A 24,267-nucleotide genomic window follows, 5' to 3' on the forward strand; every position below is an offset into this window, starting at 1 on the left:
GCGGTGGTTACCCGTCGGTCTTATTCGTAGCTCGCGCCGGTCGTCTGGGCCACGTCGGCGACTTCGCTCTGGACTGCCTTGACGACGTCGCTGTGGCCGCCGAGTTGTTCGAGTTCGTGGGCGAGTTCGGCCAGTTCCGCGCCGCCGGCCATTTGGGCGGTGAGGTCATCGAGGGTGATGTCCTTCTTGTCGTAGTAGCCGATCGACTTGCCGCGCTTGAGCAGCAGGAACCGGTCCCCGACCGGGAAGGCGTGGTGCGGGTTGTGGGTGATGAAGATGACCCCGAGGCCGCGGTCGCGGGCCTGCAGGATGTAGCGGAGCACGACGCCGGACTGCTTCACGCCGAGGGCCGCGGTGGGCTCATCCAGGATCAGGACCTTCGCGCCGAAGTACACGGCCCTGGCGATGGCGACGCACTGGCGTTCACCCCCGGAGAGCTGGCCGATGGGCTGCTCGACGTCGCGCAGGTCGATGCCCATCGCGGCGAGCTCCTTGAGCGTGATGTCCTTCATCTTCTCGACATCCAGGCTCTTGAACGGCCCGAAGCCGGACGTCAGTTCGGAGCCGAGGAAGAAGTTCCGCCAGATCGGCATCAGCGGCACCACCGCGAGGTCCTGGTAGACGGTGGCGATGCCCACGTCCAGGGCGTCACGGGGTGAGCTGAATTTCCGTTCCTCCCCCATCACCTTCAGTGTCCCGGCGTCGTGCTGGTGCAGCCCGGCGATGATCTTGATCAGGGTGGACTTGCCCGCCCCGTTGTCGCCGAGCACGCAGGTGACGCGGCCGTTGTCCACGGCCATGGTGACATCGGAGAGGGCGATGATGTTGCCGTAGTGCTTGCCCACGCCCTCCAGGGCGAGCAGGTGCACCGGGGTGTGGGTCAGGGGGTCTGGTTCGTTCTGGAGCAGCGTTTGCTGGTTGATCTCGTTGGCATTCATAACTCTTTCGGCCCTTTACTTGAGTTCCGCGCGGCGCTTGACGATGAGGTTGACGATGGTGGCCAGCAGCAGCATCAGGCCCAGGAAGAATTTGAACCAGTCCGGGTTCCACTGCGCGTAGACGATGCCCTTGTTGGCCATGCCGAAGATGAACGCGCCGATCGCGCCGCCGATCGCCGAGCCGTACCCGCCGGTCAGCAGGCAGCCGCCGATCACCGCGGCGATGATGTAGAGGAACTCGTTGCCCACGCCCTCACCGGACTGCACGGCGTCGAAGGCGAAGAGGTTGTGCATGCCCAGGATCCACGCGCAGAAACCGACGCCCATGAACAGGCCGATCTTGGTGGCTTTGACCGGCACACCCACGGCGCGGGCCGCGTTGGCGTCGCCGCCGACGGCGAAGATCCAGTTCCCCACCCGGGTCCTCATCAGTACCCAGGTGGCCACGGCGACGAGTACGAACCAGATGAAGATCGTGATCTTGACCTCGACGCCGGCGATGTTCACCGAGGAGGCGAACACCGCCTGCGCGGACTTGAAGCCGTCCATGTTCGAAATCGACGGCGACGATACCCCGCCGCCAATGAGCCGGGTCAGGCCCAGGTTCAGGCCCGTCAGCATCAGGAACGTTGCCAGGGTGACGATGAAGCTCGGCAGTTTGGTCTTCATCAGGATCCAGCCGTTCATGAAGCCGATGCTCAGCGACACCACCAGCGCCAGGCCGACGCCGACCCAGACGTTCGTGGTGAAGTACCAGCTGAACAGCGACGCCGTCAGGGCCGACGTGATCACGGCGACACCGGCCGACAGGTCGAACTCCCCGCCGATCATCAGCAGGGACACCCCCACGGCCATGATCCCGATCGTGGAGGAACCGTAGAGCACGGTCGCGAAGGCGTTCGGCTGGGTAAAGGTCGGGGAAACCAACGCAAAGAAGACGAACAGGACGATCGCGCCCACCAGGGCACCAATCTCGGGCCGGCCCAGCAGCTTCTGGAATGGACTGCGTTTGGCCACACGCTCATCAGCCGCCGCGGAAGTTGTCTTTGTCTGGGTGATGGTCATGATGATTCTCCTTGCTGCCGGGCCGGCGCGGGCCGGCCCGGCCAGCGGACTGTTAGCGGATACCCTGCTGGGCGAAGGTCAGGACATCGGCGGCATTTGACTTGTCGACGATGCTCGGGCCGGTGAGGACCGACTGGCCGCCGCCGATCTTGAAGCCGCCGCGCTTGTTCTGCCAGAGGGCATCGACGGCACCGTAGCCCTGCAGCCACGGCTGCTGGTCCACGGTGAACAGAACTGCACCATCCACGATCTTCTGGGCGAGATCCGCGTTCAGGTCGAAACTTGCAACCTTGGCGGAGCTGCCGGCGTCCGTGACTGACTTCAGGAGAGTCAGGGTGAAGGGCGCGCCGAGGCCGACGATGACGTCGGCGTCCTTGGAAGCCTGGAGCTTGGCCGTCGCGGTGGACTGGACGGAAGTCATGTCCTTGCCGTCGACGTAGAGGATTTCGGTTCCAGGCACCTTCGCCTTGACGCCGGCGCAACGTGCTTCAAGTCCGACGTGGCCCTGCTCCTGAATCACGCAGATCGGGTGCTTGTACCCGCCCTCGGCAAGCTTGGCGCCGACGGCCTCGCCGGCGAGCTTCTCGTTTGAGCCGAAGTGGGTAAACGCCCCCATCTGCGCCGAGACATCCTCGCCGGCGTTGAGGCTCACAACCGGGATTCCGGCGTCGGTGGCCTTCTTCAGGACGTCCTTGAGGGCATCCGGCTTGGCGAGGGTGACAGCAATGCCGTCGACCTTCTGGTCAATAGCCTGCTGGACGAGCTGGGCCTGGCGGCCGGCTTCGGGATCGGAGGTGTAGAGGAGCTCAACGTTGTCCTTCGCCGATGCCTCCTCGGCCCCCTTGCGCACGATGTCCCAGAAGGTGTCCCCCGCGGCGGCGTGGGTGATGAGGGCGACCTTGATGCGCGGGGTGCTGGCTGCCTGTCCCGCACCAGCGGCGTTGCCCGTTTCCGCGGGCTTGCCGCCCGTGCTGGAGCAGGCGCTGAGGGCCATCATTGGAACGACGGCGGCCACCAGCGCCGCCTTCCGCCACGAGAACTTCGTCACGATAATCTCCTTTGATTCCGGGCCACGCCGGCCGCCTCATCGCGCCGGCCTGTGGGCCATCTACCACCGATAATGGTGACTCGCATCACAGATGTCAATAGTTTGTCCTGACATTAGGATGTTGTGACGAAACGATGGAGGGCGGGGTGCCCGGTTTCCGCGCATTTTCCGGCACCCAAACGGTCGGCTTCCCCCTACTGCCGAGGCGGCCGGCGGCACCCCTTGGCTCCCCCGGAAGGGCCCTGCTACTATCAGAAAAAGGCAGTATGTCCTATCAAACGAACATGAGCCTGACATACGCGCGCAGGCCGGGGTTCCGGTCGCTGCGGGACACGAGGGAGCACGCCCAGTGGCGAATCAACTAAACCTGCGGATAGACCGCTCTTCCCCGGTGCCGCTGTACCACCAAGTGGTGCAGGGCATCGAGGCCGCGATACACACCGGACTGCTGGAGCCCGGCAGCCGGCTGGAGAACGAGATCGACCTGGCCGCCCAGCTCAACCTTTCACGGCCCACGATGCGCAAAGCGATGGATGAGCTGGTCCGCTCCGGGCTGCTGGTCCGCAAGCGCGGCGTGGGCACCCAGGTGGTGTCCAGCCAGGTCCGCCGGCCGCTGGAACTCTCCAGCCTCTATGACGACCTCAGCAACAACGGCAGCAAGCCCACGACCGAGGTGCTCAGCTTTTCCCATGAAGAGGCGGACGCCTCGATCCGGAAGGCCTTGCAGCTCCCCGCCGGCGCCAAGGTCTACCACTTCACCCGGCTCCGGAAAGTGGGCGGCAAGCCGCTGGCCCTCATGGAAAACTGGGTGCGCGACGACATCACCGCCATTGACGAACCGGCGCTGGCGTCACAGGGCCTCTATGGCATTTTGCGCAACGGCGGCGTGAACTTCCGGCTGGCCTCGCAGCGGATCGGCGCCATGATCGCCAACGATTACCAGGCACCGCTGCTTGAAACCACCGCCGGCTCCGCCCTGGTGACCATGGAGCGCACCGCCGTGGACGACACCGGGCGGATGGTGGAAACCGGCCACCACGTCTACCGGGCAGATTCCTACAGCTTTGAAATGACACTGGTTCAAAGGTAGTAGGCCCGGGCGAGGCGTCCCGGGACGTTCGGAGCGGGCGGCCAACGCTCGCCACCTTCGCCAACCCTGCAACCACCCGCGCGTCCCTCCGGCGCGACAACGAAAGGGCAGCTTCCATGGCCAACTGGGTCTATCCGCTCGGCACCGCCACCCACGGCAAGTGGGATGTCTCCATCGGGACGTCTGACTCAGAACTGGAGGTTGACGGCTGGGCCCACACCGGGTTGAAGGTCGCCACTCTGGCGTCCGGCGGCGCCGTCGAACTGGACGCCGCGGCGGAGGAACGCATCGTGGTGCCGCTGGGTGGCTCTTTCGTGGTGGCCGTGGACGGGCAGGACTATCCACTGGCCGGGCGGGAGAGTGTCTTCAGCGGCCCCAGCGATGTGCTCTACACGGGCACCGGCAAGGCCGTCAGCATCAGCTCGGCCGACGGCGGCCGGGTGGCCGTGGCAACCGCGCCGGCCAAGTCCGCTTATCCGACCCGGCTCATCACGGCCGCCGAGACGCCGGTGGAACTGCGCGGCGCGGGCAACTGCTCCCGGCAGGTCCACAACTTCGGGACGCCGGCCGCGCTGGAGGCCGACCGGTTCATTGTCTGCGAGGTCCTCACCCCGGCCGGCAACTGGTCTTCCTATCCCCCGCACAAGCACGATGAGGAAAAGGACGGCGAGACCAGCCTCGAGGAGATCTATTACTTCGAGACCCGGGTGACGCCCGCAGCGCCGCAGCGCCTGGGGCCCGACGACGCCATCGGCTACCAGCGCGTTTACGCCTCGGACGAACGTCCCATCGATGTGTCGGCAGAGGTGCGGACCGGTGACGTCGTCCTGGTGCCCTACGGCTGGCACGGGCCCGCCATGGCCGCCCCGGGCTACGACCTGTACTACCTCAACGTCATGGCCGGCCCGGGCCCGGTCCGGGACTGGCTCATCAGCGACGACCCGCACCACGGCTGGATCCGCCAGACCTGGGCGAACCAGGACCTGGATCCGCGCCTGCCCTTCGGCCGCTAGGCGCGCTGCAGCTCGGTCCCGGCACCCGCTTCGACGCTGTCGACGTCGGCCGGCCGGCCGGCGTCGTGCTTCTTCGCCCGGGATCCCTTCGCCCCGGCCGCAGCGAACGCCATCACTGCCAGGCCCAGCAGGGTGATCGCGGCGCCGGCCCAGATCGGCGAGGTGTAGCCAAGACCCGCGGTGATGGTGACGCCGCCCAGCCAGGCCCCCAGGGCGTTGCCGACGTTGAAGGCGCCAATGTTCGCGCCGGAGGCCAGGGTGGGGGCGCTGGCCGCGTACTTCATCACGCGCATCTGCAGGCCAGGCACCGTGGCGAAGCCGAAGCCGCCCAGCAGCACCATGGAGGCGATGGTCATCGGCTGGTTTTCCGCGGTCAGGGCGAAGGCCACAAGCACCACCACCAGCACGGCGAGCGCCACCAGCAGGGTGCGGTCCACGTTCTTGTCAGCCGCCTTGCCGCCAACGGTGTTGCCAATGAACAGCCCGACGCCGAAGAGGATCAGCAACCACGGAACCACAGCGGCGGAGAAGCCGGTGACGTCGGTGAGCGTGAACGCGATGTAGGTGAAGGCACCGAACATGCCGCCGTAGCCGAGGATGGTGACGAGGATGGAGAGCCAGACCTGGCCGGACCGGAACGCACGGAGTTCGCCGCGCAGTCCGCCAGAGGCAGTACCGGCTGCAGAGCCGGCGGCCGTTTCGGCGGAGCCGGCCGCCGTGCCGGCGCCGGTGTTGGGCACGAGGGCCAGAATGCCGGCCAAAGCAAGGACGCCAATGGCGGTGATCGCCCAAAAGGTGGAGCGCCAGCCCGCGGCCTGGCCCAGCATGGTGCCGAACGGGACGCCCAGAACGTTGGCCGCCGTGAGGCCGGTGAACATGATGGCAATCGCGCCGGCCTTCTTGGTCGGCGCCACCATGCTGGCGGCCACTACGGCGCCGATGCCAAAGAACGCGCCGTGCGACAGCGCGGCAATGATCCGGCCGGCCATCATCAGGCCGTAGCCGGGCGCGACCGCGGAGACGAGGTTGCCGGCGATGAAGAGCACCATCAGCACGGCCAGCACGGGCTTGCGTTCGAACCGCGTCACGGCCGCGGTGAGGCCGAGCGCCCCGACCACGACGGCGAGCGCGTAGCCGGAGATGAGCCACCCCGCGGTGGCCTCGCTGACGGAGAAGTCGGCGGCCACTTGCGGCAGCAGACCCATGATGACGAACTCGGTGAGTCCGATGCCGAACCCGCCGAGGGCTAAGGCGATCAGGCCAACAGGCATGGAAGCGCTCCTTACAAAGGTGTTTGAGACAAAGGTCTTTGGGATAAGCCCTACAGGGGAAGCTGTACGGGACGGGGTACCGCGCGTAAGCTAGTAGTTGCATACGCGCTGTTTATTGCGGTGCAACTTATTGTTGCACGGGCAGATACAGCGCGCAAGCAACTATTATTTGAGGTGTCCGGCGCCACCCCGCCGGGCACGTGAGCTGAAGGGAATCAGCAGATGGGCATCAAGGACGACGCCGTCGAGGTCCGGGCGCAAGGCTGGCGGACCCTGGCGGCCTTGCATGGGCTGATCGAAGCCGAGCTGGAGCGTTCCCTGCAAGCCGAGGCGCAGCTCTCCGTCGTGGAGTACACCGTGCTGGACGCGCTGAGCCGGCAGGACGGGTGGCACATGCGGATGCAGCAACTATCCCGCGCCACGGCATTGAGCGCCAGCGCCACCACGCGCCTGGTCAACAGACTCGAGGACCGCGGACTGCTGACCCGGATCCTGTGCGCGGATGACCGCCGCGGAATCTACACCGAGCTCACGCCGAGCGGCATCACGCTGCTTGAGCAGAGCAGGCCGGTGCATGACGCCACGCTGGAGCGGGCGCTGGCCGAGGCCCAGGACGTGCCGGAGCTGGCGCCCCTGGTCGACGCCCTCCCCCGGCTGCACGCCGGCGTCTGAGCGCCCTCTAATGGTTGACCGGCCGCCGGCGCACGGGTCTTCCGGCCGTCACAGCCTGGCCTTCTCGATCCGCTGCGTCATGGTCTCCAGCTGGTAGCGGGACACCTCTTCAGCGTTCTCGTTCTCGGCAAAGACACTGGAGACCATGACCGTGTCCTCGCGGTCCAGGAAGCCGATGCCGTGCAGGCCGCCGAAAAACTCGTCCCAGTTGACGTCGCCGTCGCCGATTTTCAGGTGCTGGTGCACGCGCACCGGGTTCCCGGGCGGGTTGGTGATGTAGCGCAGCCCGTGGGAGGCGTGGTGGTCCATGGTGTCGGCGACGTGGACCAGCCGCAGCTTGTCCCCCGCTGCGTGCATGATGTCCAGCGGCGCGTCCTGCATGTGGAAGCTGTGCGAGGCCACGTAGACCAGGCCCACGTTCTTCGAGTTCAGCCCGCGGATCACGCGGATCGCCGCCAGGCCCTCCTCGACAAAGTCGTCCGGGTGCGGATCGATCAGCAGGTCAATCCCCTCCCGTTCGATGATGGGCAGCAGTTCCTCCATGGAGCGGTAGAAGGCGCGCTCGGATTCCTCGGCCTTCTCCGGCCGGCCGGAGAATTCGGTGTTCATGGTGCCCACGCCGAGGTCCACAGTGATCTGGATGGCGCGCTTCCAGTAGCGCACGGCGGCCTCCCGGGCGTCCTCGTCCGGGCCGGACCAGCGCAGCACGGGCAGCACCGAGGCGATTTCGATTCCCGCGTCCTTGCAGGCCTTGGCCAGCTCGCGCACCAGCTCGTCGTCGGCCTTCGGGTGGTTGAAGAAGGGGATGAAATCAGCGTGCGGGGTCATCTGCATGTACTTGTAGCCCAGATCGGCCACCACCTTGGGGAATTCCAGCAGGCTGTGCGAGTGGTGGAAGGGCGTGGGATCAAGGGCGATTTTCACGTAGACACTCCATTGTGGATCAGTGAGGCTTCGGGTACCGGAACAAGCGGAAGGGGCGGAAGGATCCGCCCTTCCGGAACTTCCTAGCTGTACAGGGCAGGCTTGGCGTTGAGCTTCACGGCGACCTTTTCGCCGTTTTTCTGCGCCTCGACACCGGCCTCGCAGCAGGCGGCGGTGGCGTAGCCGTCCCAGGCGGTGGGGCCACCGATCTCATCCCGGCGGGCGGCGTCCACCCACGACTGGATTTCGACGTCGTACGCCGCCCCGAAACGCTCCTCGAAACCGGGGGTGACGGCACCGCCCCAGCGGCCGTTGCTGCGCGTGTACGGCCCCTTGTCCCCGCCGATGCTGACGATACCGTCTTCGAAGGAGGCCTGGGTGGCCACCTCGTAGCCGAACTTCGCGTTGACGTAGATCTCGACATCGGCCAGGACGCCCGATTCCGTCTCGATCAGCACATGCTGCGGGTCATGCTGCCCGGCCGGGGCGTTCCGCGTGGCCTTGCCGAGGCGGACCTGCACCGAGGTGATTTCCTCGCCGGTGAAAAAGCGGATGGCGTCGAATTCGTGGACCACGGAGTCGTTGATCAGCATCTCGTTGGTGAAGCCCGCCGGGGTGGAGGGGTTCCGGTGCTGGTGGTGCAGCATGAGCAGCTCGCCGAGTTCGGCGTTCCGGATGGTTTTGCCCAGGGCGGCGTAGTCGGCGTCGAAGCGGCGCATGAAGCCGACCTGGATGCGCTTGTGGCCCAGTTTTTCCTCGGCCTCGACAATTTTCCAGGCGGATTCTGCATCCGGGGTGAGCGGCTTCTCGCAAAGGATCGGGATGTCCTTGGCAATCGCCTTGAGCAGGATCTCCTCATGCAGGAAGCCGGGCGTGGCGATCAGCACAGCGTTGACGTCGCCGTTGCCCAGGGCTTCGTCGGCGTCGGCCAGGGCGACGGCGCCGGGGATGCCTTCGATGGCGGCCCGCGCCCGGGCGAGGTCGACGTCGACGACGGCGGCGACTTCAGCGCCGTGGATGCGGCTGTTGAGCCGCTGGATGTGGTCTGCGCCCATGCGGCCGGCGCCGATCACGGCGACGCGGAGGATCTTGGTCATGGTGGATTCCTTCGAGTTCTAGTTGACGGCGGTGCGGGAGCCGCAGGAGAGCAGGTAGGTGCGCGTGCGCTTGGCGATCGGCATCGGGACGTCGAACGCCACCGGGTACATGTCCTGTTCCACGATGCCAAAGATCGGCCGGTTGAGCGCTTCAACGGCTTCGATGACAGCGCGCAGGTCAGGCAGCCCGTTAGGCGGTTCGGTCATGACACCGGCAAGGTTGGCGGCGGCCCAGGTCATGTTTTCCTCGTTGACCTTTTTGAGGACGTCCGGGTTGATCTGCTTGAGGTGCAGGTAGCCGATCCGGTCCGGGTAGTTCTTGATCAGGTCCAGGCTGGAGGCCCCGCAGTATTCGGCATGTCCGGTGTCCAGGCAGAGGCTGAGGTACTTCGCGTCCGTGGCGGCGAGCAGGGTTTCGATGTCCTCCTGCGCGCCGACATGGGAGTCGGCGTGCGAGTGGAACTGCTGCTGCAGGCCGAAGTCCTCCAGCAGGGTCTTGCCCAGGCGGTTGTGGCCGGTGAAGAGGTCGTCCCAGGCTTTTTCGCTGAGCGTGCCGCTCTCCACGGCCTCGCCGGTGACGTCGTCGCGCCACATCGCCGGGATGACCACGATGTGTTCCCCGCCCATCGCGGCGGTAAGTTCGGCAACCTTCCGGGCCGGTTCCCACGCGGTCTCCCACTGGTCCACGCCGCGGTGGAAGGCGGTGAAGACGGTCCCGGCACTGATCTGCAGATCGCGGGCCTTCAGTGCTTCGGCCAGCCGGGACGGGTCGGCGGGGAGGTAGCCGTACGGGCCGAGCTCGATCCACTTGTAGCCGGATTCGGCCACCTCGTCGAGGAAGCGTTCCCACGGGGTCTGCTTGGGGTCGTCCGGAAACCAGACGCCCCAGGAGTCCGGAGCGGTGCCGATGATCAGCTTGTTCTCAGTCATTGCTCAATCCTTGCGTCTGGTGGTTGGTGGGGGTCAGTTGGACGGGAAGTTGTAGGAGGCGCCGGAGGCGTGGGTCGGTTCGGGCCACCGGGAGGTGACCACCTTGCCCCGGGTGTAGAAGGAGACGCCTTCGGGGCCGTACATGTGCTTGTCGCCGAACAGCGAGGCCTTCCAGCCGCCGAAGGAGTGGTAGGCCACCGGCACGGGCAGCGGCACGTTGATGCCGATCATGCCCACGGTGACGGAGCGCTGGAACTTGCGGGCGTGGGCGCCGGAGGAGGTGAAGATGGCGGTGCCGTTGCCGTAGGGGTTGGCGTTGATCAGGGCGATGCCGGCGTCGAGGTCCTCCACGCGGACGACGACGAGGACGGGGCCGAAGATTTCCTCGGTGTAGGCGGTCATTTCGGTTTTGACGTGGTCCAGCACGGTGGGCCCGACCCAGAACCCGTCTTCGTGGCCGGGGACGACGAGGTCGCGTCCGTCCACCACCATGGCAGCTCCCTCGGTTTCGGCTTCGGTGACGATCTTGACGATGCGTTCCTTGGAGGCCGGGGTGATGACGGGGCCCATTTCGGCGCCGGGTGCGGTGCCGTTGTTGACCTTGACGGCGAGGGCGCGTTCTTCGACCTTCTTGACCAGCAGGTCCGCGGCATCGCCGACGGCGACGGCGACGGAGATGGCCATGCAGCGTTCGCCGGCGGAGCCGAACGCGGCGGCGGCGAGGTGGTCGGCGGCGTTGTCGAGGTCGGCGTCGGGCAGGACGATCGCGTGGTTCTTCGCCCCGCCCAGGGCCTGGACGCGCTTGCCGTGCGCGGTGGCGGTCTCGTGGACGTACTTCGCGATCGGGGTGGAGCCGACGAAGGAGATGCCGTCCACGTCCGGGTGGGTCAGCAGGCCGTCGACGGTTTCCTTGTCGCCGTGCAGGACCTGGAACACGCCGTCCGGCAGGCCGGCGTCCTTCCAGAGCTTGGCGAGCAGCATGGAAGCGGAGGGGTCGCGCTCGGAGGGCTTGAGGATGAAGGCATTGCCGGCGGCGATCGCCATCGGGGCCATCCACAGCGGCACCATGACCGGGAAGTTGAACGGCGTGATGCCGGCGACGACACCGAGGGGTTCGCGGAAGGAGAAGACGTCGATGCCGGTGGAGACCTGGTCCGAGTAGTCGCCCTTGAGCAGGGACGGGATACCGCAGGCGAATTCGATGACCTCCAGGCCGCGGCCGATTTCACCCTTGGCGTCGGAGAGGACCTTGCCGTGCTCGGCGGTGACCAGCTCGGCGAGCTCGTCCACGTGGGAAGCGACGAGCTCACGGAACTTGAACAGCACGGCGGTGCGCTTGGCCAGGGAGATGTCGCCCCAGGAATCCGCAGCCTTGCGGGCGGCGGCGACGGTGGTGTCCAGGTCTGCCCGGCTGGCCAGGCGCAGCTCGCCCGAGACGGCGCCGGTGGCGGGGTTGTAGACCGGCTGGGTGCGTTCCCCCTCGCCGGCGGTTTCGGCACCGTTGATGAAGTGGCTGATGGTTCTGCTGGTGGTCGTCGTCGACATGTGGGACTTCCTTGGGTGGTTGACGTTCGAAGGGACTCAGCCGAGCAGTTTGCGCTGGCGGGACTTGTGGCCGGTGTAGGTCTGGAAGGCCTGCCTGGTGGAGTCGAGCTCGGAGACCTGGGAAACCGGAACGTCCCACCACGATTCGGAACTGGGGGCATCCAGCAGCGGGTCGGATTCAACGTGGATGACAATCGGGCCGCCGTTTTCGGGCGCGGCCTTGGCATCGCGGATGGCCTGTTCGAGCTCGGCGATGACCTTCTCACCCGGTTCGACCCGAATGACTTTCACGCCGAGGCTTTCGGCGTTGAGGGCCAGGTCCACCGGCAGCCGCTCGCCGTCGTCGAAGCTGTGGTGCTCCTCGTCCAGTGCCCGGTACCGGGTGCCGAAGCGCTGCGAGCCCAGGGACTCCGAGAGCGAGCCGATTGAGGCGTACCCGTGGTTCTGGACCAGGACCACGATCAGCTTGATCCGCTCGGCGACGGCGGTGACGAGTTCGGTGTGCATCATCAGGTAGGAGCCGTCCCCGACCATTACAACGACGTCGCGCTGCGTGCCGCCCTTCGCGGCTTCGGCGAGGGCTGCCCGCTTGACGCCGAGGCCGCCCGGGATTTCGTATCCCATGCAGGAGTAGGCGTATTCGACGTGGTAGCCGAGCGGGTCCCGGACGCGCCACATCTTGTGCAGGTCCCCCGGCAGGGAACCGGCGGCGCAGACGACGACGTCCTGGGCGTCCATGGCGCGGTTGGTGGCGCCAATGATCTCGTTCTGCGCCGGCAGCGGCGTGAAGCGGGTGTCGAAGGCCTCGTCCACGGTGGCGTTCCAGCGGGTCTTCTCGTTGGCGATCTGCTGCTCGAGGTCCGCGCCCACCCGGTAGCCGCCGAGGGCCTGGTTCAGCTTGACCAGGGCCTTGCGGGCGTCCGCGACGATCGGCAGGTGCGTGCCGTGCTTGTAGGCGTCGATGGCGGCGACGTTGATGTTGATGAACTTCACGTCCGGGTTCTGGAACGCGGTGCGGGAGGCGGTGGTGAAGTCCTCGTAGCGGGTGCCGATGCCGATGATGAGGTCGGCCTCGGCGGCAATGGCGTTGGCCGCCGTCGTGCCGGTGGAGCCGACGGCCCCGAGCGAGAGCCGGTGGTCCCACGGCAGCACGCCGACGCCCGCCTGGGTGTTACCCACCGGGATGCCGGTCAGCTCGACGAACCTCGCCAGCTCCTCGTTGGCGAAGGCGTAGAGGACGCCGCCGCCGGCGATGACCAGGGGCCGCTTCGCTGCCCGGATGGCCTCGGCGGCCCGGCGGATGTCCTCGTCCTCGGCCTCCGGGCGGCGGATCCGCCACTCGCGCTCGGCCAGGAACTCCTCGGGCACGTCGATGGCTTCGGCCTGGACGTCCTGCGGCAGCGAGATCGTGACAGCACCGGTCTCGGCCGGATCGGTGAGGACCCGCAGGCCGTGGGAGAACGCGGAGAACAGCTGCTCTGGCCGGGAGATGCGGTCGAAGTATTTGGACAGCGGCCGGAAGGCGTCGTTGACGGTGAGGTCGTAGGCATGCGGCTGTTCGAGCTGCTGCAGCACCGGGTCCGCGGCGCGGGTGGCGAAGGTGTCGCTGGGCAGCAGCAGCACCGGCAGGCGGTTGGTGGTGGCCAACGCCGCGCCGGTGAGCAGGTTGGAGGAACCGGGCCCGATCGAGGTGCTGATGGCAAAGGTCTGGCGGCGGCGGGTGTGGCGGGCGAAGCCGACGGCCTGGTGGGACTGGGCTTGTTCGTTGCGGCCCTGGTAGTACGGCATAATCGCCGGATCGAGCTGCTGGTACTGCTTGAGGGCCTGGCCCACACCGGCAACGTTGCCGTGGCCGAAGATGCCGAAGGTGCCCGGAATCAGGCGTTCGCGGAAGTCCTGGCCGCCGGCCGAATCGACGGTGTACTGCTTGGACAGGTATTCCACGACAGCCTGGGCGACCGTCATTCTGCGTGTTCCTGAGGCAGTTCTCGTTCCCATGGGACGTTACTCCGATACTTCTGCGGTGCGGGTGGATGCGGTGCGGGGAGTGTGATGCAGCAGCGAGGCAGCGGTCGCGACGGCGCCGGCGACGTCGCCGTCGTGCGGGTAGAGCAGGGTCCGGCCGACGGTGAGGCCCTGGACGCCCGGCAGGGCGAGCGCGGCCTGCCAGCTGGAGAACACATCCTCCTGGCTGCCTTCCGGGTCGCCGCCGAGGAGCACGGTGGGCATGGTGGTCGATGCCATGACGCGTTCCATCCCGGCAACGACGGGCAGCTTCATCCACGTGTAGGCGCTGCTCGAGCCGAGGCCTTCGGCGATGGCGACCGATTTGATGACGGCGTTGGTGGAGAGGTCGTTGCGGACCTTTCCGTTCTCGCGGACGGACAGGAACGGTTCCACCATGGCGATCAGCTTGCGCTCGGCGAGGGAGTTGATGGCCCGCGCGGTCGCCTCAAGGGTGGCCACCGTGTCCGGGTCGCCGAGGCAGATGCGGGTGAGCATCTTGCCGCCGTCTGCGCCGAGGGCCTCAAGCGCGGCGGCGGTGTGGCCGGTAAAGCGGTCGTCGAATTCGTTCACCAGGCCGGCGAGCCCGCCGCGGTTCATCGAACCGAACATCAGCTTGCCCTCGAGCGCGCCGAGCAGCAGCAGGTCATCCATGACGTCCGGCGAGGCGAGGACACCGTCCACGTCGGGGTTGGACAGGGCAATCCGCAGCCGGTCCAGGAGCTGGCGCCGGTCAGCCATGGCCACGGGGTCACTGCCCACGGCGAGGGCACCGCGGGCGGGGTGGTCGGCGGCCACGATGAAGTTCTGCATGCCGGCCTTGACGCCGGGATGGCGGCGCCGGGCCTTGGCGGCACGGGCGATCGCGTCCGGGTCTTCGAGCCGGATAACGCTCAGGTGCTCGTAGCGGTGGGGATCGTCGTCCACCGCGAGGGTGGTCGAGGCCGTTTTGACACTCACAGTGCTGCTCCTTCGGTGGCGTAGGTGCCCGGCACCAGGCGGCCGCGTTCGGCCAGCAGGCCTGTGACTTCCTCCGGCGTCGGCATCGCATCGGCGCAGGACAGGCGGGAGGCAACGAGGGCGCCGGCGGCGTTGGCGAAGTCGAGCACCTGGGCCAGGGGCCAGCCGGCGAGCAGCCCGTGGCAGAACGCCCCGCCGAAGGAGTCGCCGGCGCCGAGTCCGTTGACGGTTTCCACCGGGACCGGGGCGGAGACAACGCGCTGGGTGCGGGTCTTGGCCATGACCCCTTCGGGGCCAAGCTTCACGACGGCGATTTCGACGCCCGCCGCGAGCAGCCGGTCCGCCTGCTCGTCCGGGGTGCCCTCACCGACGGCGACGGCGCATTCCGTGTCGTTGCCGATCGCCACGGTGACGTGCGGGAGGATCTTGGCGACCTGCTCCCGGGCCTCCTCCTCGGATGCCCAGAACATCGGCCGGTAGTCGAGGTCCAGGACCGTGTACTGGCCCGGCTTCAGCCCGGTGCGGGGCCGCGCCTGGTGGGCCTTGATGTGCGCCTCACGGCTGGGCTCCTGGCAGAGGCCGGTGACCGTGGACCAGAAGATCCCGGCGTCGCGGATGGCGTCCAGGTCCAGTTCCCCGGCCTTGATCTGCAGGTCCGGCGCCGTGGGGAAGCGGCCGTAGAAGTACAGCGGGAAATCGTGCGGCGGCCGGATCGCGCAGAACGTGGCCGGGGTCTGCAGCCCCGGGACCGGGCTGACGAAGGAGTCGTCCACCCCGAACTTTTCCAGTTCGCGGTGCAGGTACTTGCCGAAGGCGTCATCGCCTGTCCGGGTAATGACTCCGGTCCGGCGACCGTGGCGGGCCGCGGCGACAGCAACGTTGGACGGTGAGCCGCCGAGGTACTTGCCGAAGGACGTGACATCCTCCAGGCCTACCCCGATGTCGTTCGGGTAGATATCAACGCTGATGCGCCCGATCGTGAGCAGTTCGTGGGTCACGGTGATCGTGGACCTTTCTGGTGTGAACTCGGGACCTTGGCGCAGCCTGAGCTGCGGAGCCTGGGGGCCGGCGTGAGCCCGGCCACATCCACTACTTTGCCTCAATATCTATGTACTGTCAAAGGTTTGTACTGACATATTTACAAGATGACACGACCGCCTCGGCCGCCTCCCCGGAACGGCCGCCGGACGCGGTCCGGGGCGGGCCGAAGGCGCCAAGCTTGCCCGCAGCATCGGCCCCTGCCGGGCCGCGGTTGACGTCAATTCGCACGAGAGGTACCAGCGCCCCTGCTACGGCTTGTCCTGACATACCGACAAGCTCGCAAACCGCACGGTTTTGCGGCCGTATCCAGCAACCCGGACCGCCGATAGACCCCCGGCATTGGGCTGTGACTGACCCATTGCGGAGGGCGGGGGCCGGGAGTACCGTTAACAACGTCCGGGTTGATCAACCAATCATTTGACCAATCATTTGACAAGGCGGATGGGCGGCGATTAACCGCCCATTCCAAGACGGGGAGGTGAGGCATCGGGTGGACGGGCGCGACGACGGCGAGCTGGACGCGGCCTTCCTGGCCCTCGCCGATCCGGTCCGCCGCCGCATCATTGCCCGGCTGAGCCGGGGTCCGGCCACAGTGAACGAACTGGCGGAACCCTTCGCGATCACCAAGCAGGCGGTCTCGAAGCACATCCAGGTGCTCGAGCAGGCGCAGCTGGTCACGCGTACCCGTGACGCGCAGCGCAGGCCCGTCCACCTGAACCCCGCACGGCTTGAGGAGCTCACCGCATGGATCGACCAGTATCGCCTGGTCCGCGAGGGGCAGTTCCGCAGCCTTGACGCCGTGCTTGAAACCCGCGCCGCCCAGTCCGGCGCCCAGGCAAAGGATGCATCATGAGCAACGCACTGACCTTGACAGTTCCCGAAGGCCTGCCTTTCATCGATTTCGAGCGCGACTTCGATTTTCCTCTCGCGGAGGTCTTCCGGGCCCACAAGGACCCGGACCTCGTCGCCCAGTGGCTCGGGCCGCGGCGGATGGGCATGACCATTGACCACTACGACTTCAGGACCGGCGGCAGCTACCGCTACACCCACACTGCTCCGGACGGCAGTGCCTATGTGTTCAGCGGCGTCTTCCACACCGTCCGTGAGAACGACTTCGCGATCCAGACCTTCGAGTTCGACGGCTACCCGGACGTGGTGAGCATCGAGTTTTTGACTTTCAAGGACCTCGGGGGCGGCCGCTGCCGTTTCATCGGACACGCGGTCTACCCAACCCTGGAAGCGCGCGACGGCATGGCCCAGTCGGGCATGGAAGGCGGCCTGTCCGAGGCCTACGAGCGCCTCGAAGAAGTCCTCGCCGGCGCAAAGGTCTAAAGACGCAAAGAACGACGACGGCGCCGCCCTCACCGGAAGGCGGGGCCGCCGTCGTCGTCCTTAAATAAAAGCAACGCGGGGCCGCCTCGCGTCCGTTCCACCGGGTGGAACGGTCCGCAAGCGACCCCGCGTTGCTGGTGCTGGCTGCGACCTAGAGGGCTGCGAAAACCTCGCGCAGGAGCTTGGCGGTCTCGGACGGCGTCTTGCCGACCTTGACGCCGGCAGCCTCGAGGGCTTCCTTCTTGGCCTGGGCGGTGCCCGCGGAACCGGAGACGATGGCGCCGGCGTGGCCCATGGTCTTGCCTTCCGGGGCGGTGAAGCCGGCCACGTAGCCGACGACCGGCTTGGTGACGTTGGCCTTGATGAAGTCGGCTGCACGTTCTTCGGCGTCGCCGCCGATTTCGCCGATCATGACGATCGCCTTGGTCTCGGGGTCGGCTTCGAACGCCTCGAGCGCGTCGATGTGAGTGGTGCCGATGACCGGGTCACCGCCGATGCCGATCGCGGTGGAGAAGCCCAGGTCGCGCAGTTCGTACATCATCTGGTAGGTCAGGGTGCCGGACTTGGAGACCAGGCCGATGGGGCCCTTGCCCGTGATGTTGGCCGGGGTGATGCCGACCAGGGCCTCACCCGGGGTGATGATGCCGGGGCAGTTCGGTCCGATGATGCGGGTGACCTGCTTGCCGTCGGCGTCGACCTTGGACTGGGCCAGTGCCCAGAACTCGGCGGAGTCCTGAACCGGCACGCCTTCGGTGATGACGACGACGAGGCCGATGCCGGCCTCGATGGCTTCAACGACGGCGTCCTTGGTGAAGGCCGGCGGGACGAAGACGATGGAGACGTCGGCGCCGGTCTCGGCCATGGCTTCCTTGACGGTGCCAAAGACGGTGATTTCGTTGTCGCCGTGCAGGACCGTGGTGCCGGCCTTGCGGGCGTTGACGCCGCCGACAATGTTGGTGCCGGCCTTGAGCATGAGGGCGGTGTGCTTGGTGCCTTCGCCGCCGGTGATGCCCTGGACGATGACCTTGGAGTCCTTGTTCAGATAGATAGACATGGTGCGGTCCCTTTACTTAGCTGCGTTGGCGAGCTCGGCGGCCTTGTCGGCGCCCTCGTCCATGGTGGCGGCCAGGGTAACCAGCGGGTGGTTGGCCTCGGCCAGGATGCGGCGGCCTTCCTCAACGTTGTTGCCGTCGAGGCGGACGACCAGCGGCTTGTTCGCGGAGTGGCCCAGCTCGGCCAGCGCGCCCACGATGCCCTTGGCCACGGCGTCGCACGCGGTGATGCCGCCGAAGACGTTGACGAACACGGACTTGACCTGCTCGTCGCCCAGGATGACGTCGAGACCTGCCGCCATGACCTCGGCGGACGCTCCACCGCCGATGTCCAGGAAGTTGGCAGGCTTGACGTTGCCGTGGTTTTCGCCGGCGTAGGCAACGACGTCCAGGGTGGACATGACCAGTCCGGCGCCGTTACCGATGATTCCGACCTCGCCGTCGAGCTTGACGTAGTTCAGGTCCTGCTCCTTGGCCTTGGCCTCGAGCGGGTCAGCAGCTTCCTTGTCTTCAAGGGCAACGTGCTTGGGGTGGCGGAAGTCCGCGTTCTCGTCCAGGGAAACCTTGCCGTCGAGGGCAACGATCTCGCCGGCGCCGGTCTTGACCAGCGGGTTGACCTCCACGAGGGTGGCGTCTTCCTTCTTGAAGACGTCCCAGAGCTTGAGGATGACGGCGGCGACCTTGCCGCGCAGCTCCTCAGCAAAACCGGCAGCGGCGACGATTTCGTCGGCCTTGGCCTGGTCGATGCCGACAGCCGGATCGATGGCGATCTTCGCCAGGGCATCGGGCCGCTCGACGGCGAGCTGCTCGATTTCCATGCCGCCCTCGACCGAGCACATGGCCAGGTAGTTGCGGTTGGCGCGGTCCAGCAGGACGGAGAAGTAGTACTCTTCGGCGATGTCCGCACCCTGGGCAATCATCACCTTGTTGACGGTGTGGCCCTTGATGTCCATCCCGAGGATGTTGGTGGAGTGTTCCAGCGCTTCATCAGCGGTCTTTGCGACCTTAACGCCGCCGGCCTTACCGCGGCCACCGACCTTAACCTGTGCCTTGACGACAGTTACGCCGCCGATCTTCTCGGCAGCTGCCTTTGCTTCTTCAGGGGTGTGCGCCACGATGCCGGCAAGCACGGGTACACCGTGCGCCTCGAACATATCGCGCGCCTGATATTCAAACAGGTCCACGGTTTAGTGTCCTTCTACGTCGAAGTAGTTTCTGTACAGCCGGACCCCGCGCACTCGCGGTTACCGGGCTGCGGAATAAACGCACCCTGCGACAAGTTGGAAACGAGCCACACGGCGCAATGCTCCTCTGGGAACTCTAGTCCTTCGATCGGACCAGCCCGTCCCAGACTACCTGTTATGTGAGTAAGGACACTATTCTATGGAGCGTAGAAAAACCGCTAGATTACGCGGTTTTTGGGGCCTTCGACGGCGTCAGCGCGGGCCGCCCGGCGACGCCGGAACTGCGGCCGTAATGATCGCGGAACCGGCGGCCCGATCCGGCACCGGACCCGGCGACGGTCCGACCTAGGCGTCCAGTTTGGTCAGCGGTGCGTAGCGCAGCAGCAGGCGTTTCTCGCCGACGTCGAACTTCACCTTGGCGACCGTCTTGTCCCCGGCGCCCTCCACCGCCAGGACGGTGCCGTTGCCGAAGCTGGTGTGGTTGACCTTGTCCCCCACGCTCACGGCGACGATTTCCTTCTGCGGCTGGACCCTGTTCTTGGCCACTGCGGCGGGAACATCGGCGTTGAAGCCCGCGGAAGGGCCGGCCCCGGTGCCGCGGGCGGTTCCGGCGCCCCAGAATGATCCTCCGTAGCGGCTGGAACCGATGGCGCCGCCGCCCCAGCCGCCGGACTGCCGGCTGGCACCTTCGCGCTTCCATTCGACGAGATCGGCCGGGATCTCCTCGATGAACTGGCTCGCGGGGTTGTACTGGCTTTGGCCCCACATGCTCCGGACCTCCGAGCGGGTCAGGTAGAGGCGCTTCCGCGCGCGGGTCAGCCCGACGTAGGCCAGCCGGCGTTCCTCGGCCAGTTCCTTCGGATCGGTGGCGGAGCGCTGGTGCGGGAACAGCCCGTGCTCCATGCCGGTGAGGAAGACCACCGGGAATTCGAGTCCCTTGGCCGTGTGCAGGGTCATGAGGGTGACGACGCCCAGGCGCTTGGCCTCCGCGACTGCGGCGGCGAGGTCGTCGGCGTCGCCGCCGGGAGCATCGGGGATCTGGTCGGCGTCGGCCACGAGGGAGACCTGCTCCAGGAACGCACCCAGGGAACCTTCCGGGTTGTCGCGTTCGTATTCGCGCACGACGGCGACAAGTTCCGCGAGGTTCTCCACCCGCGACTCGTCCTGGGGATCGGTACTGGAACGCAGCGCCGCAAGGTATCCGGTCTGCTCGAGCACGGCCTCCAGTGCGGCGGACGCGCCGGAGCCCGAGGCGACCTCGGCGAGGTCATCCAGGAGTTTGACGAAGCCCAGGACCGCGTTGACGGAGCGGGTGGCCATACCGGGGGCCTCATCAGCGCGCCGGGCCGCCGCCATGAAGGACGTGCGTTCGCGCTCGGCGAGGGCAGCGACGGCACCCTCGGCACGGTCACCGATGCCGCGCTTGGGTTCGTTGAGGATCCGGCGGAGGTTGACGTCGTCGTCCGGGTTGACCAGGACCCGCAGGTACGCCAGGGCGTCCTTGATTTCCTTGCGCTCGTAGAAACGGGTGCCGCCGACCACCTTGTAGGGGAGCCCCACGCGCACGAGGACGTCTTCGATCGAGCGGGACTGCGCGTTGGTGCGGTAGAAAATGGCGACGTCGCCGGGGCGCAGGTTGCCCTCATCCTGCAGCCGGTCGATTTCCTTGGCGATGAACTGGGCCTCGTCGTGCTCATTCTCACCGACGTAGCCGACGATCTTCTCGCCGTCGCCCTCGGCCGTCCAGAGCCGCTTCTCCGGCCGGTTGGGGTTGCGGGAGATCACGGAATTGGCGGCGCTAAGGATGGTCTGGGTGGAGCGGTAGTTCTGCTCGAGCTTGATGGTCCGGGCGTCCGGGTAGTCCTTCTCGAACTCCACGATGTTGCGGATGTCCGCGCCGCGGAAGGCGTAGATGGACTGGTCCGAGTCGCCCACGACCGTCAGTTCGGAAGCATCCGGGCCCTCGCCGACGATTTCGCGCACCAGGGCGTACTGGGCGTGGTTGGTGTCCTGGTATTCGTCCACGAGGACGTGGCGGAAGCGGCGCCGGTAGGACTCGGCGAGCGCAGGGAACGCCCGGAACATGTACACGGTCTGGGCGATCAGGTCATCGAAGTCCATGGCATTGGCCTGGCGCAGGCGCTGGGTGTAGCCCTTGAAGACCTCGGCGACGGCCTGCTCGAAAGGATCGTTGTAGTTGGCGCTGGAGGCGTAAGAGTCATCGTCGATGAGCTCGTTCTTGAGCGCGGAAATCTTGTGCTGGATGGCCTTGGGCGGGAAGCGCTTGGGATCCAGGTCCAGGTTCTTGGCCACGAGCGTGATCAGGCGCAGCGAATCCGCGGAATCGTAGATCGAGAAGTTGGAGTTGAGCCCGACGTTCTTCGCTTCGCGGCGCAGGATCCGGACGCAGGAGGAGTGGAAGGTGGAGATCCACATCGTCTTGGCCCGGCCGCCGACCAGCGCCTCGATCCGCTCGCGCATTTCGGCGGCGGCCTTGTTGGTGAAGGTGATGGCCAGGATCTCGCCGTGATGGGCCCGCCGCGTGGCGATCAGGTAGGCGATCCGGTTACTGAGCACCCGGGTCTTCCCCGATCCGGCGCCGGCCACAATCAGCAGGGCGCTGCCGGTGTGCTTGACCGCTTCCTCCTGCTGCGGGTTCAGGCCCTCGAGGAGTTCGCTGGCGTTCGGCAGGTGCGGACGGTCCCAGCCGCCGTCAGTGGCATGGCCGCTGTTGCCATCAGGGCCGGGGCCGCCGGGGCCGAACCCGCCGCCGTTGCCGTGCCCGTCAGGGCCGAATCCGCCGCCGGGACCGCCAGGACCGAATCCGCGGCCGCCGAATCCCGCGCCTGGATCTTGCCCGGCCAGACCGGATTCTGCCCGGGACTTTGTCGCTGCCACCGACTTGGAGGCAGCTTGGAAGGGTCCGTCGGCATAAGGGTCAAACAACATATCCATGGTGTATCTAAGTCTAGGCGGTGGCACTGACACCCGCGTCCGCCCCCTTGCACATGCCCTCCCCTGCCCGCACCCAGTGGACATACTCCCCTTATGCCCGGGCTTAGCAACGAAGGATGGGCATGTCCCCCCGACCCCGCACTGAAAAATGAGCATGTCCCTTGGAGCGGGTCCGGAAAGGAGCATGCCCTCCGTTGCCCGCACCCAGTGGACATAGTCCCCGTATGCCCAGTCCTAACAACAAAAAATGAGCATGTCCCTCGGACCGCGCACTGAAAAATGGGCATGTCCCGTGCACGGGTCCGGAAAATGAGCATGTCCTCCGGCACGTACCTGCGCGGGAAGGCTAGCCCACCGCTGCCGAACTGAGCGCGGCACGCAACTGCCGCACCGCCGTCGTACCTCCGGCGATGAACCAGTCGAGGCCATTGACGCGCACGACGTCGGTCGCGCCCCCGGCGGCCTCGACGATGGCTTTGCCGGGCAGCCAGTCCCATTCGGGGCAGCTGTGCTGGAACCAGCAGCCGAGCTCGCCGTCGGCCACGCGGCTGAGGTCGCAGGAGCCGGACCCGAACATGCGCAGGGCAGCCGCCGATGTCGCCGCCGCATGCCAGGGCATGGCGCACATCGGATCGGCCAGCCAGGTCGGGTGGATGTACGTTGCGGCGCCGAGTTCGGCGACGGGCGTGTCCGCTCGTCCTTTGCCTCCGGACGCGTCGGGGAGGAAGGTGACAAGCTTTTCGCCGTTGAGCGTTGCGGCCCGGGATGTCCCGCCGAGCCAGAGCTTGTCCTCTTCCGGCTGGAAAATCGCGCCGAGCCCGGCGCCGGATGAATCCTTCAGGGCGATGGCCGAGCACCAGTAGGTGGATCCGTGCAGGAAATTGTAGGTCCCGTCGACGGGATCAATGACCCAGGTCCGGCCGCTGCTGCCCGCCACGGAGGCGCCCTCTTCACCCAGGACGGCGTCGTCCGGCCGGCAGCGCCGGAGCTGCTCCAGCACGTAGGCCTCGGCGGCATGGTCGGCGGCCGTGACCACGTCCGAGACCGAGGTTTTCTGCTTGCCCTCGAGCCCGGCCTGCCGCATCAGCAGCGCCAGCGTCCCGGCCTCGCGGACCAGGGACTCGGCCAGCTGGTAGTCATCCAGCGACGGGTCAAGATCTGCGGTGCTGTGCCGGCCCAGCCGGTGTTTTCCTAGTTCCGTCACGCCGTCCAGACTATCGGCGCCTGCCGGCAGAGAACAGCCGGCGCGGCCGGCCGTGCCGGACGGGCGATAATGGAGCCATGGCCAAGACACCCGCGCAGCGGATTAAGAAGCACGGCGCCAACGCGGCGGTCCCCCAGCACCAACTTCCCCCGGTGATCAATCCGACCGCCGACCGGACACCGCAGAAGGCACAGGGCAACAGCAACCTGATTGTGATTGCCGGCGTCGTGGCCAGCCTGTTCCTCTTCTGGTACCTCCACCTCCTCACCCTCAACCAGCTCACGCAGCTCTCCAACGGCCTGGCCATGCCGGACTCCATGCTCGGCGGCTTCGATCAGGGGTTCGTGGAGCAGCTGCAGGCGGCCATGGACGACGCCGCCCGGGGCCAGCTCAGCTACGTCCACAAAACCGCCGGGACCCTCTTCCCGCTGATCTTCGGCTTCACGTGGCTGCTGCTGATCGGAACGAACGTGGCCCGAAAATCCCTGCGCTGGGCGCTGTGGGCGCTCCCGCTGCTCTTTGCGGCGGTCCGGCTGTGGGGCAACACGGCCATTGACGCGATGCTTTCCGCCGGAACCGCCGACGCCGGTCAGGTCGCCCTCGCCTCCGGACTCACGGTGGCCGGCTGGGTACTCCTGGCGCTGAGCATCCTGGCCGGCGGGCTAGCCCTGTTCCTCGGGCGAAAGGGCGCCGCCGCTTCCCCTCCCGCGGGACATGTCCAGCCCTGATCCCTGCCGCTGGACAAGTCCCCCGAAGCCAACTCCGGCCAAGGGACATGTCCACCCTTGAGCACGAGCGCAATGCATGTCCGTCGTACGCGACACGGGCCACGGGACATGTCCATCCGTGGGCGCGGTCGCTGGACAAGTTGCTGGCAAACAGCTCCAGCCGAGGGACATGTCCATCGCTGGGGGCAGCCGCTGGACATCACGCCCTTATGTC

21 protein-coding genes are annotated in these 24,267 nt (G+C 66.8%); 6 read left to right on the top strand and 15 right to left on the bottom strand.

The window, feature by feature from the left end; genetic code table 11:
* Positions 1 to 20: 20 nt before the first annotated feature.
* From ACFVVK_RS10725 to ACFVVK_RS10735, 3 genes are read right to left on the bottom strand one after another with little or no spacing between them, the layout of a single operon-like run.
* Positions 21 to 938, bottom strand: a complete 918-nt coding sequence (locus ACFVVK_RS10725; protein WP_390266403.1) for an ATP-binding cassette domain-containing protein — start codon at positions 936 to 938, stop codon at positions 21 to 23.
* A gap of 15 nt (positions 939 to 953) precedes the next feature.
* Positions 954 to 2,003 carry an ABC transporter permease gene (locus tag ACFVVK_RS10730; protein WP_390266404.1) on the bottom strand — a complete coding sequence of 350 codons (1,050 nt, stop codon included), beginning with the start codon at positions 2,001 to 2,003 and terminating at the stop codon, positions 954 to 956.
* A 52-nt stretch (positions 2,004 to 2,055) separates the two neighbouring features.
* Positions 2,056 to 3,051, bottom strand: coding sequence for a substrate-binding domain-containing protein (locus ACFVVK_RS10735; protein ID WP_390266405.1), 996 nt, complete (start codon positions 3,049 to 3,051; stop codon positions 2,056 to 2,058).
* 349 nt (positions 3,052 to 3,400) lie between these two features.
* Between ACFVVK_RS10735 and ACFVVK_RS10740 the strand changes: the two genes are divergently transcribed.
* Together ACFVVK_RS10740 and iolB are read left to right on the top strand one after the other, a co-directional pair.
* Positions 3,401 to 4,141 (top strand): GntR family transcriptional regulator, encoded by a 741-nt coding sequence (locus tag ACFVVK_RS10740; RefSeq protein WP_390266406.1) that lies wholly within the window; start codon positions 3,401 to 3,403, stop codon positions 4,139 to 4,141.
* 116 nt (positions 4,142 to 4,257) lie between these two features.
* Positions 4,258 to 5,154: a 5-deoxy-glucuronate isomerase gene (gene iolB / locus ACFVVK_RS10745; protein ID WP_390266407.1), complete on the top strand. Its 897-nt coding sequence runs from the start codon at positions 4,258 to 4,260 to the stop codon at positions 5,152 to 5,154.
* Here iolB and ACFVVK_RS10750 read toward each other — a convergent pair.
* Positions 5,151 to 6,425, bottom strand: coding sequence for an MFS transporter (locus ACFVVK_RS10750; protein WP_390266408.1), 1,275 nt, complete (start codon positions 6,423 to 6,425; stop codon positions 5,151 to 5,153). The two genes, iolB and ACFVVK_RS10750, sit on opposite strands and share 4 nt — an antisense overlap.
* 222 nt (positions 6,426 to 6,647) lie before the next feature.
* Here ACFVVK_RS10750 and ACFVVK_RS10755 point away from each other — a divergent pair, with 222 nt between their 5' ends.
* A complete protein-coding gene (locus ACFVVK_RS10755) occupies positions 6,648 to 7,097 on the top strand; it encodes a MarR family winged helix-turn-helix transcriptional regulator (protein WP_390266409.1) in 450 nt (149 codons plus the stop codon).
* 48 nt (positions 7,098 to 7,145) lie between these two features.
* Here the strand turns inward: ACFVVK_RS10755 and ACFVVK_RS10760 are convergent, their stop codons facing one another.
* The 7 genes from ACFVVK_RS10760 to iolC all read right to left on the bottom strand — a co-directional run bounded on the left by ACFVVK_RS10760 (position 7,146) and on the right by iolC (position 15,555).
* Positions 7,146 to 8,021, bottom strand: a complete 876-nt coding sequence (locus tag ACFVVK_RS10760; RefSeq protein ID WP_390266410.1) for a sugar phosphate isomerase/epimerase family protein — start codon at positions 8,019 to 8,021, stop codon at positions 7,146 to 7,148.
* An 83-nt stretch (positions 8,022 to 8,104) separates the two neighbouring features.
* Complete coding sequence (locus ACFVVK_RS10765; protein WP_390266411.1) at positions 8,105 to 9,118, bottom strand: Gfo/Idh/MocA family protein; 1,014 nt, start codon at positions 9,116 to 9,118, stop codon at positions 8,105 to 8,107.
* Positions 9,119 to 9,136: 18 nt separating this feature from the next.
* Entirely contained in the window at positions 9,137 to 10,048 is a 912-nt protein-coding gene (locus tag ACFVVK_RS10770) for a sugar phosphate isomerase/epimerase family protein (RefSeq protein WP_390266412.1), read from the bottom strand.
* A 33-nt stretch (positions 10,049 to 10,081) separates the two neighbouring features.
* Positions 10,082 to 11,593 carry a CoA-acylating methylmalonate-semialdehyde dehydrogenase gene (locus ACFVVK_RS10775; protein WP_390266413.1) on the bottom strand — a complete coding sequence of 504 codons (1,512 nt, stop codon included), beginning with the start codon at positions 11,591 to 11,593 and terminating at the stop codon, positions 10,082 to 10,084.
* 36 nt (positions 11,594 to 11,629) lie between these two features.
* Positions 11,630 to 13,558, bottom strand: a complete 1,929-nt coding sequence (gene iolD / locus ACFVVK_RS10780; protein ID WP_390266414.1) for a 3D-(3,5/4)-trihydroxycyclohexane-1,2-dione acylhydrolase (decyclizing) — start codon at positions 13,556 to 13,558, stop codon at positions 11,630 to 11,632.
* 39 nt (positions 13,559 to 13,597) lie between these two features.
* The gene (locus ACFVVK_RS10785) at positions 13,598 to 14,557 is read right to left on the bottom strand and encodes a deoxyribose-phosphate aldolase (RefSeq protein ID WP_390266415.1); all 960 of its coding nucleotides are present in this window, start codon (positions 14,555 to 14,557) and stop codon (positions 13,598 to 13,600) included.
* The gene (iolC, locus tag ACFVVK_RS10790) at positions 14,554 to 15,555 is read right to left on the bottom strand and encodes a 5-dehydro-2-deoxygluconokinase (protein WP_390266416.1); all 1,002 of its coding nucleotides are present in this window, start codon (positions 15,553 to 15,555) and stop codon (positions 14,554 to 14,556) included. Before iolC ends, ACFVVK_RS10785 begins: the two co-directional genes overlap by 4 nt.
* 533 nt (positions 15,556 to 16,088) lie before the next feature.
* On the opposite strand from iolC, the gene ACFVVK_RS10795 reads away from it, so the two are divergent.
* Positions 16,089 to 16,451, top strand: a complete 363-nt coding sequence (locus tag ACFVVK_RS10795) for an ArsR/SmtB family transcription factor (protein WP_390266519.1) — start codon at positions 16,089 to 16,091, stop codon at positions 16,449 to 16,451.
* On the top strand, positions 16,448 to 16,930 hold the full coding sequence (locus tag ACFVVK_RS10800; RefSeq protein WP_390266417.1) for an SRPBCC family protein: 483 nt from the start codon (positions 16,448 to 16,450) through the stop codon (positions 16,928 to 16,930). The genes ACFVVK_RS10795 and ACFVVK_RS10800 overlap by 4 nt, the downstream gene beginning before the upstream one ends.
* Before the next feature lie 151 nt (positions 16,931 to 17,081).
* Here the strand turns inward: ACFVVK_RS10800 and sucD are convergent, their stop codons facing one another.
* From sucD to ACFVVK_RS10820, 4 genes are all read right to left on the bottom strand, one after another.
* The gene (sucD, locus tag ACFVVK_RS10805; protein ID WP_390266418.1) at positions 17,082 to 17,984 is read right to left on the bottom strand and encodes a succinate--CoA ligase subunit alpha; all 903 of its coding nucleotides are present in this window, start codon (positions 17,982 to 17,984) and stop codon (positions 17,082 to 17,084) included.
* Positions 17,985 to 17,996: 12 nt separating this feature from the next.
* Entirely contained in the window at positions 17,997 to 19,166 is a 1,170-nt protein-coding gene (gene sucC / locus ACFVVK_RS10810; protein ID WP_390266419.1) for an ADP-forming succinate--CoA ligase subunit beta, read from the bottom strand.
* A 345-nt stretch (positions 19,167 to 19,511) separates the two neighbouring features.
* Positions 19,512 to 22,115, bottom strand: a complete 2,604-nt coding sequence (pcrA, locus tag ACFVVK_RS10815) for a DNA helicase PcrA (protein ID WP_390266520.1) — start codon at positions 22,113 to 22,115, stop codon at positions 19,512 to 19,514.
* Between the two features lie 352 nt (positions 22,116 to 22,467).
* Positions 22,468 to 23,325 carry an inositol monophosphatase family protein gene (locus ACFVVK_RS10820; RefSeq protein ID WP_390266420.1) on the bottom strand — a complete coding sequence of 286 codons (858 nt, stop codon included), beginning with the start codon at positions 23,323 to 23,325 and terminating at the stop codon, positions 22,468 to 22,470.
* Positions 23,326 to 23,402: 77 nt separating this feature from the next.
* Here ACFVVK_RS10820 and ACFVVK_RS10825 point away from each other — a divergent pair, with 77 nt between their 5' ends.
* A complete protein-coding gene (locus ACFVVK_RS10825; RefSeq protein WP_390266421.1) occupies positions 23,403 to 24,053 on the top strand; it encodes a hypothetical protein in 651 nt (216 codons plus the stop codon).
* The last annotated feature ends 214 nt before the right edge of the window (positions 24,054 to 24,267 follow it).

Source organism: Arthrobacter sp. NPDC058192 (genome assembly GCF_042883665.1).
In the GTDB taxonomy this organism is placed as follows: Bacteria; Actinomycetota; Actinomycetes; order Actinomycetales; family Micrococcaceae; genus Arthrobacter.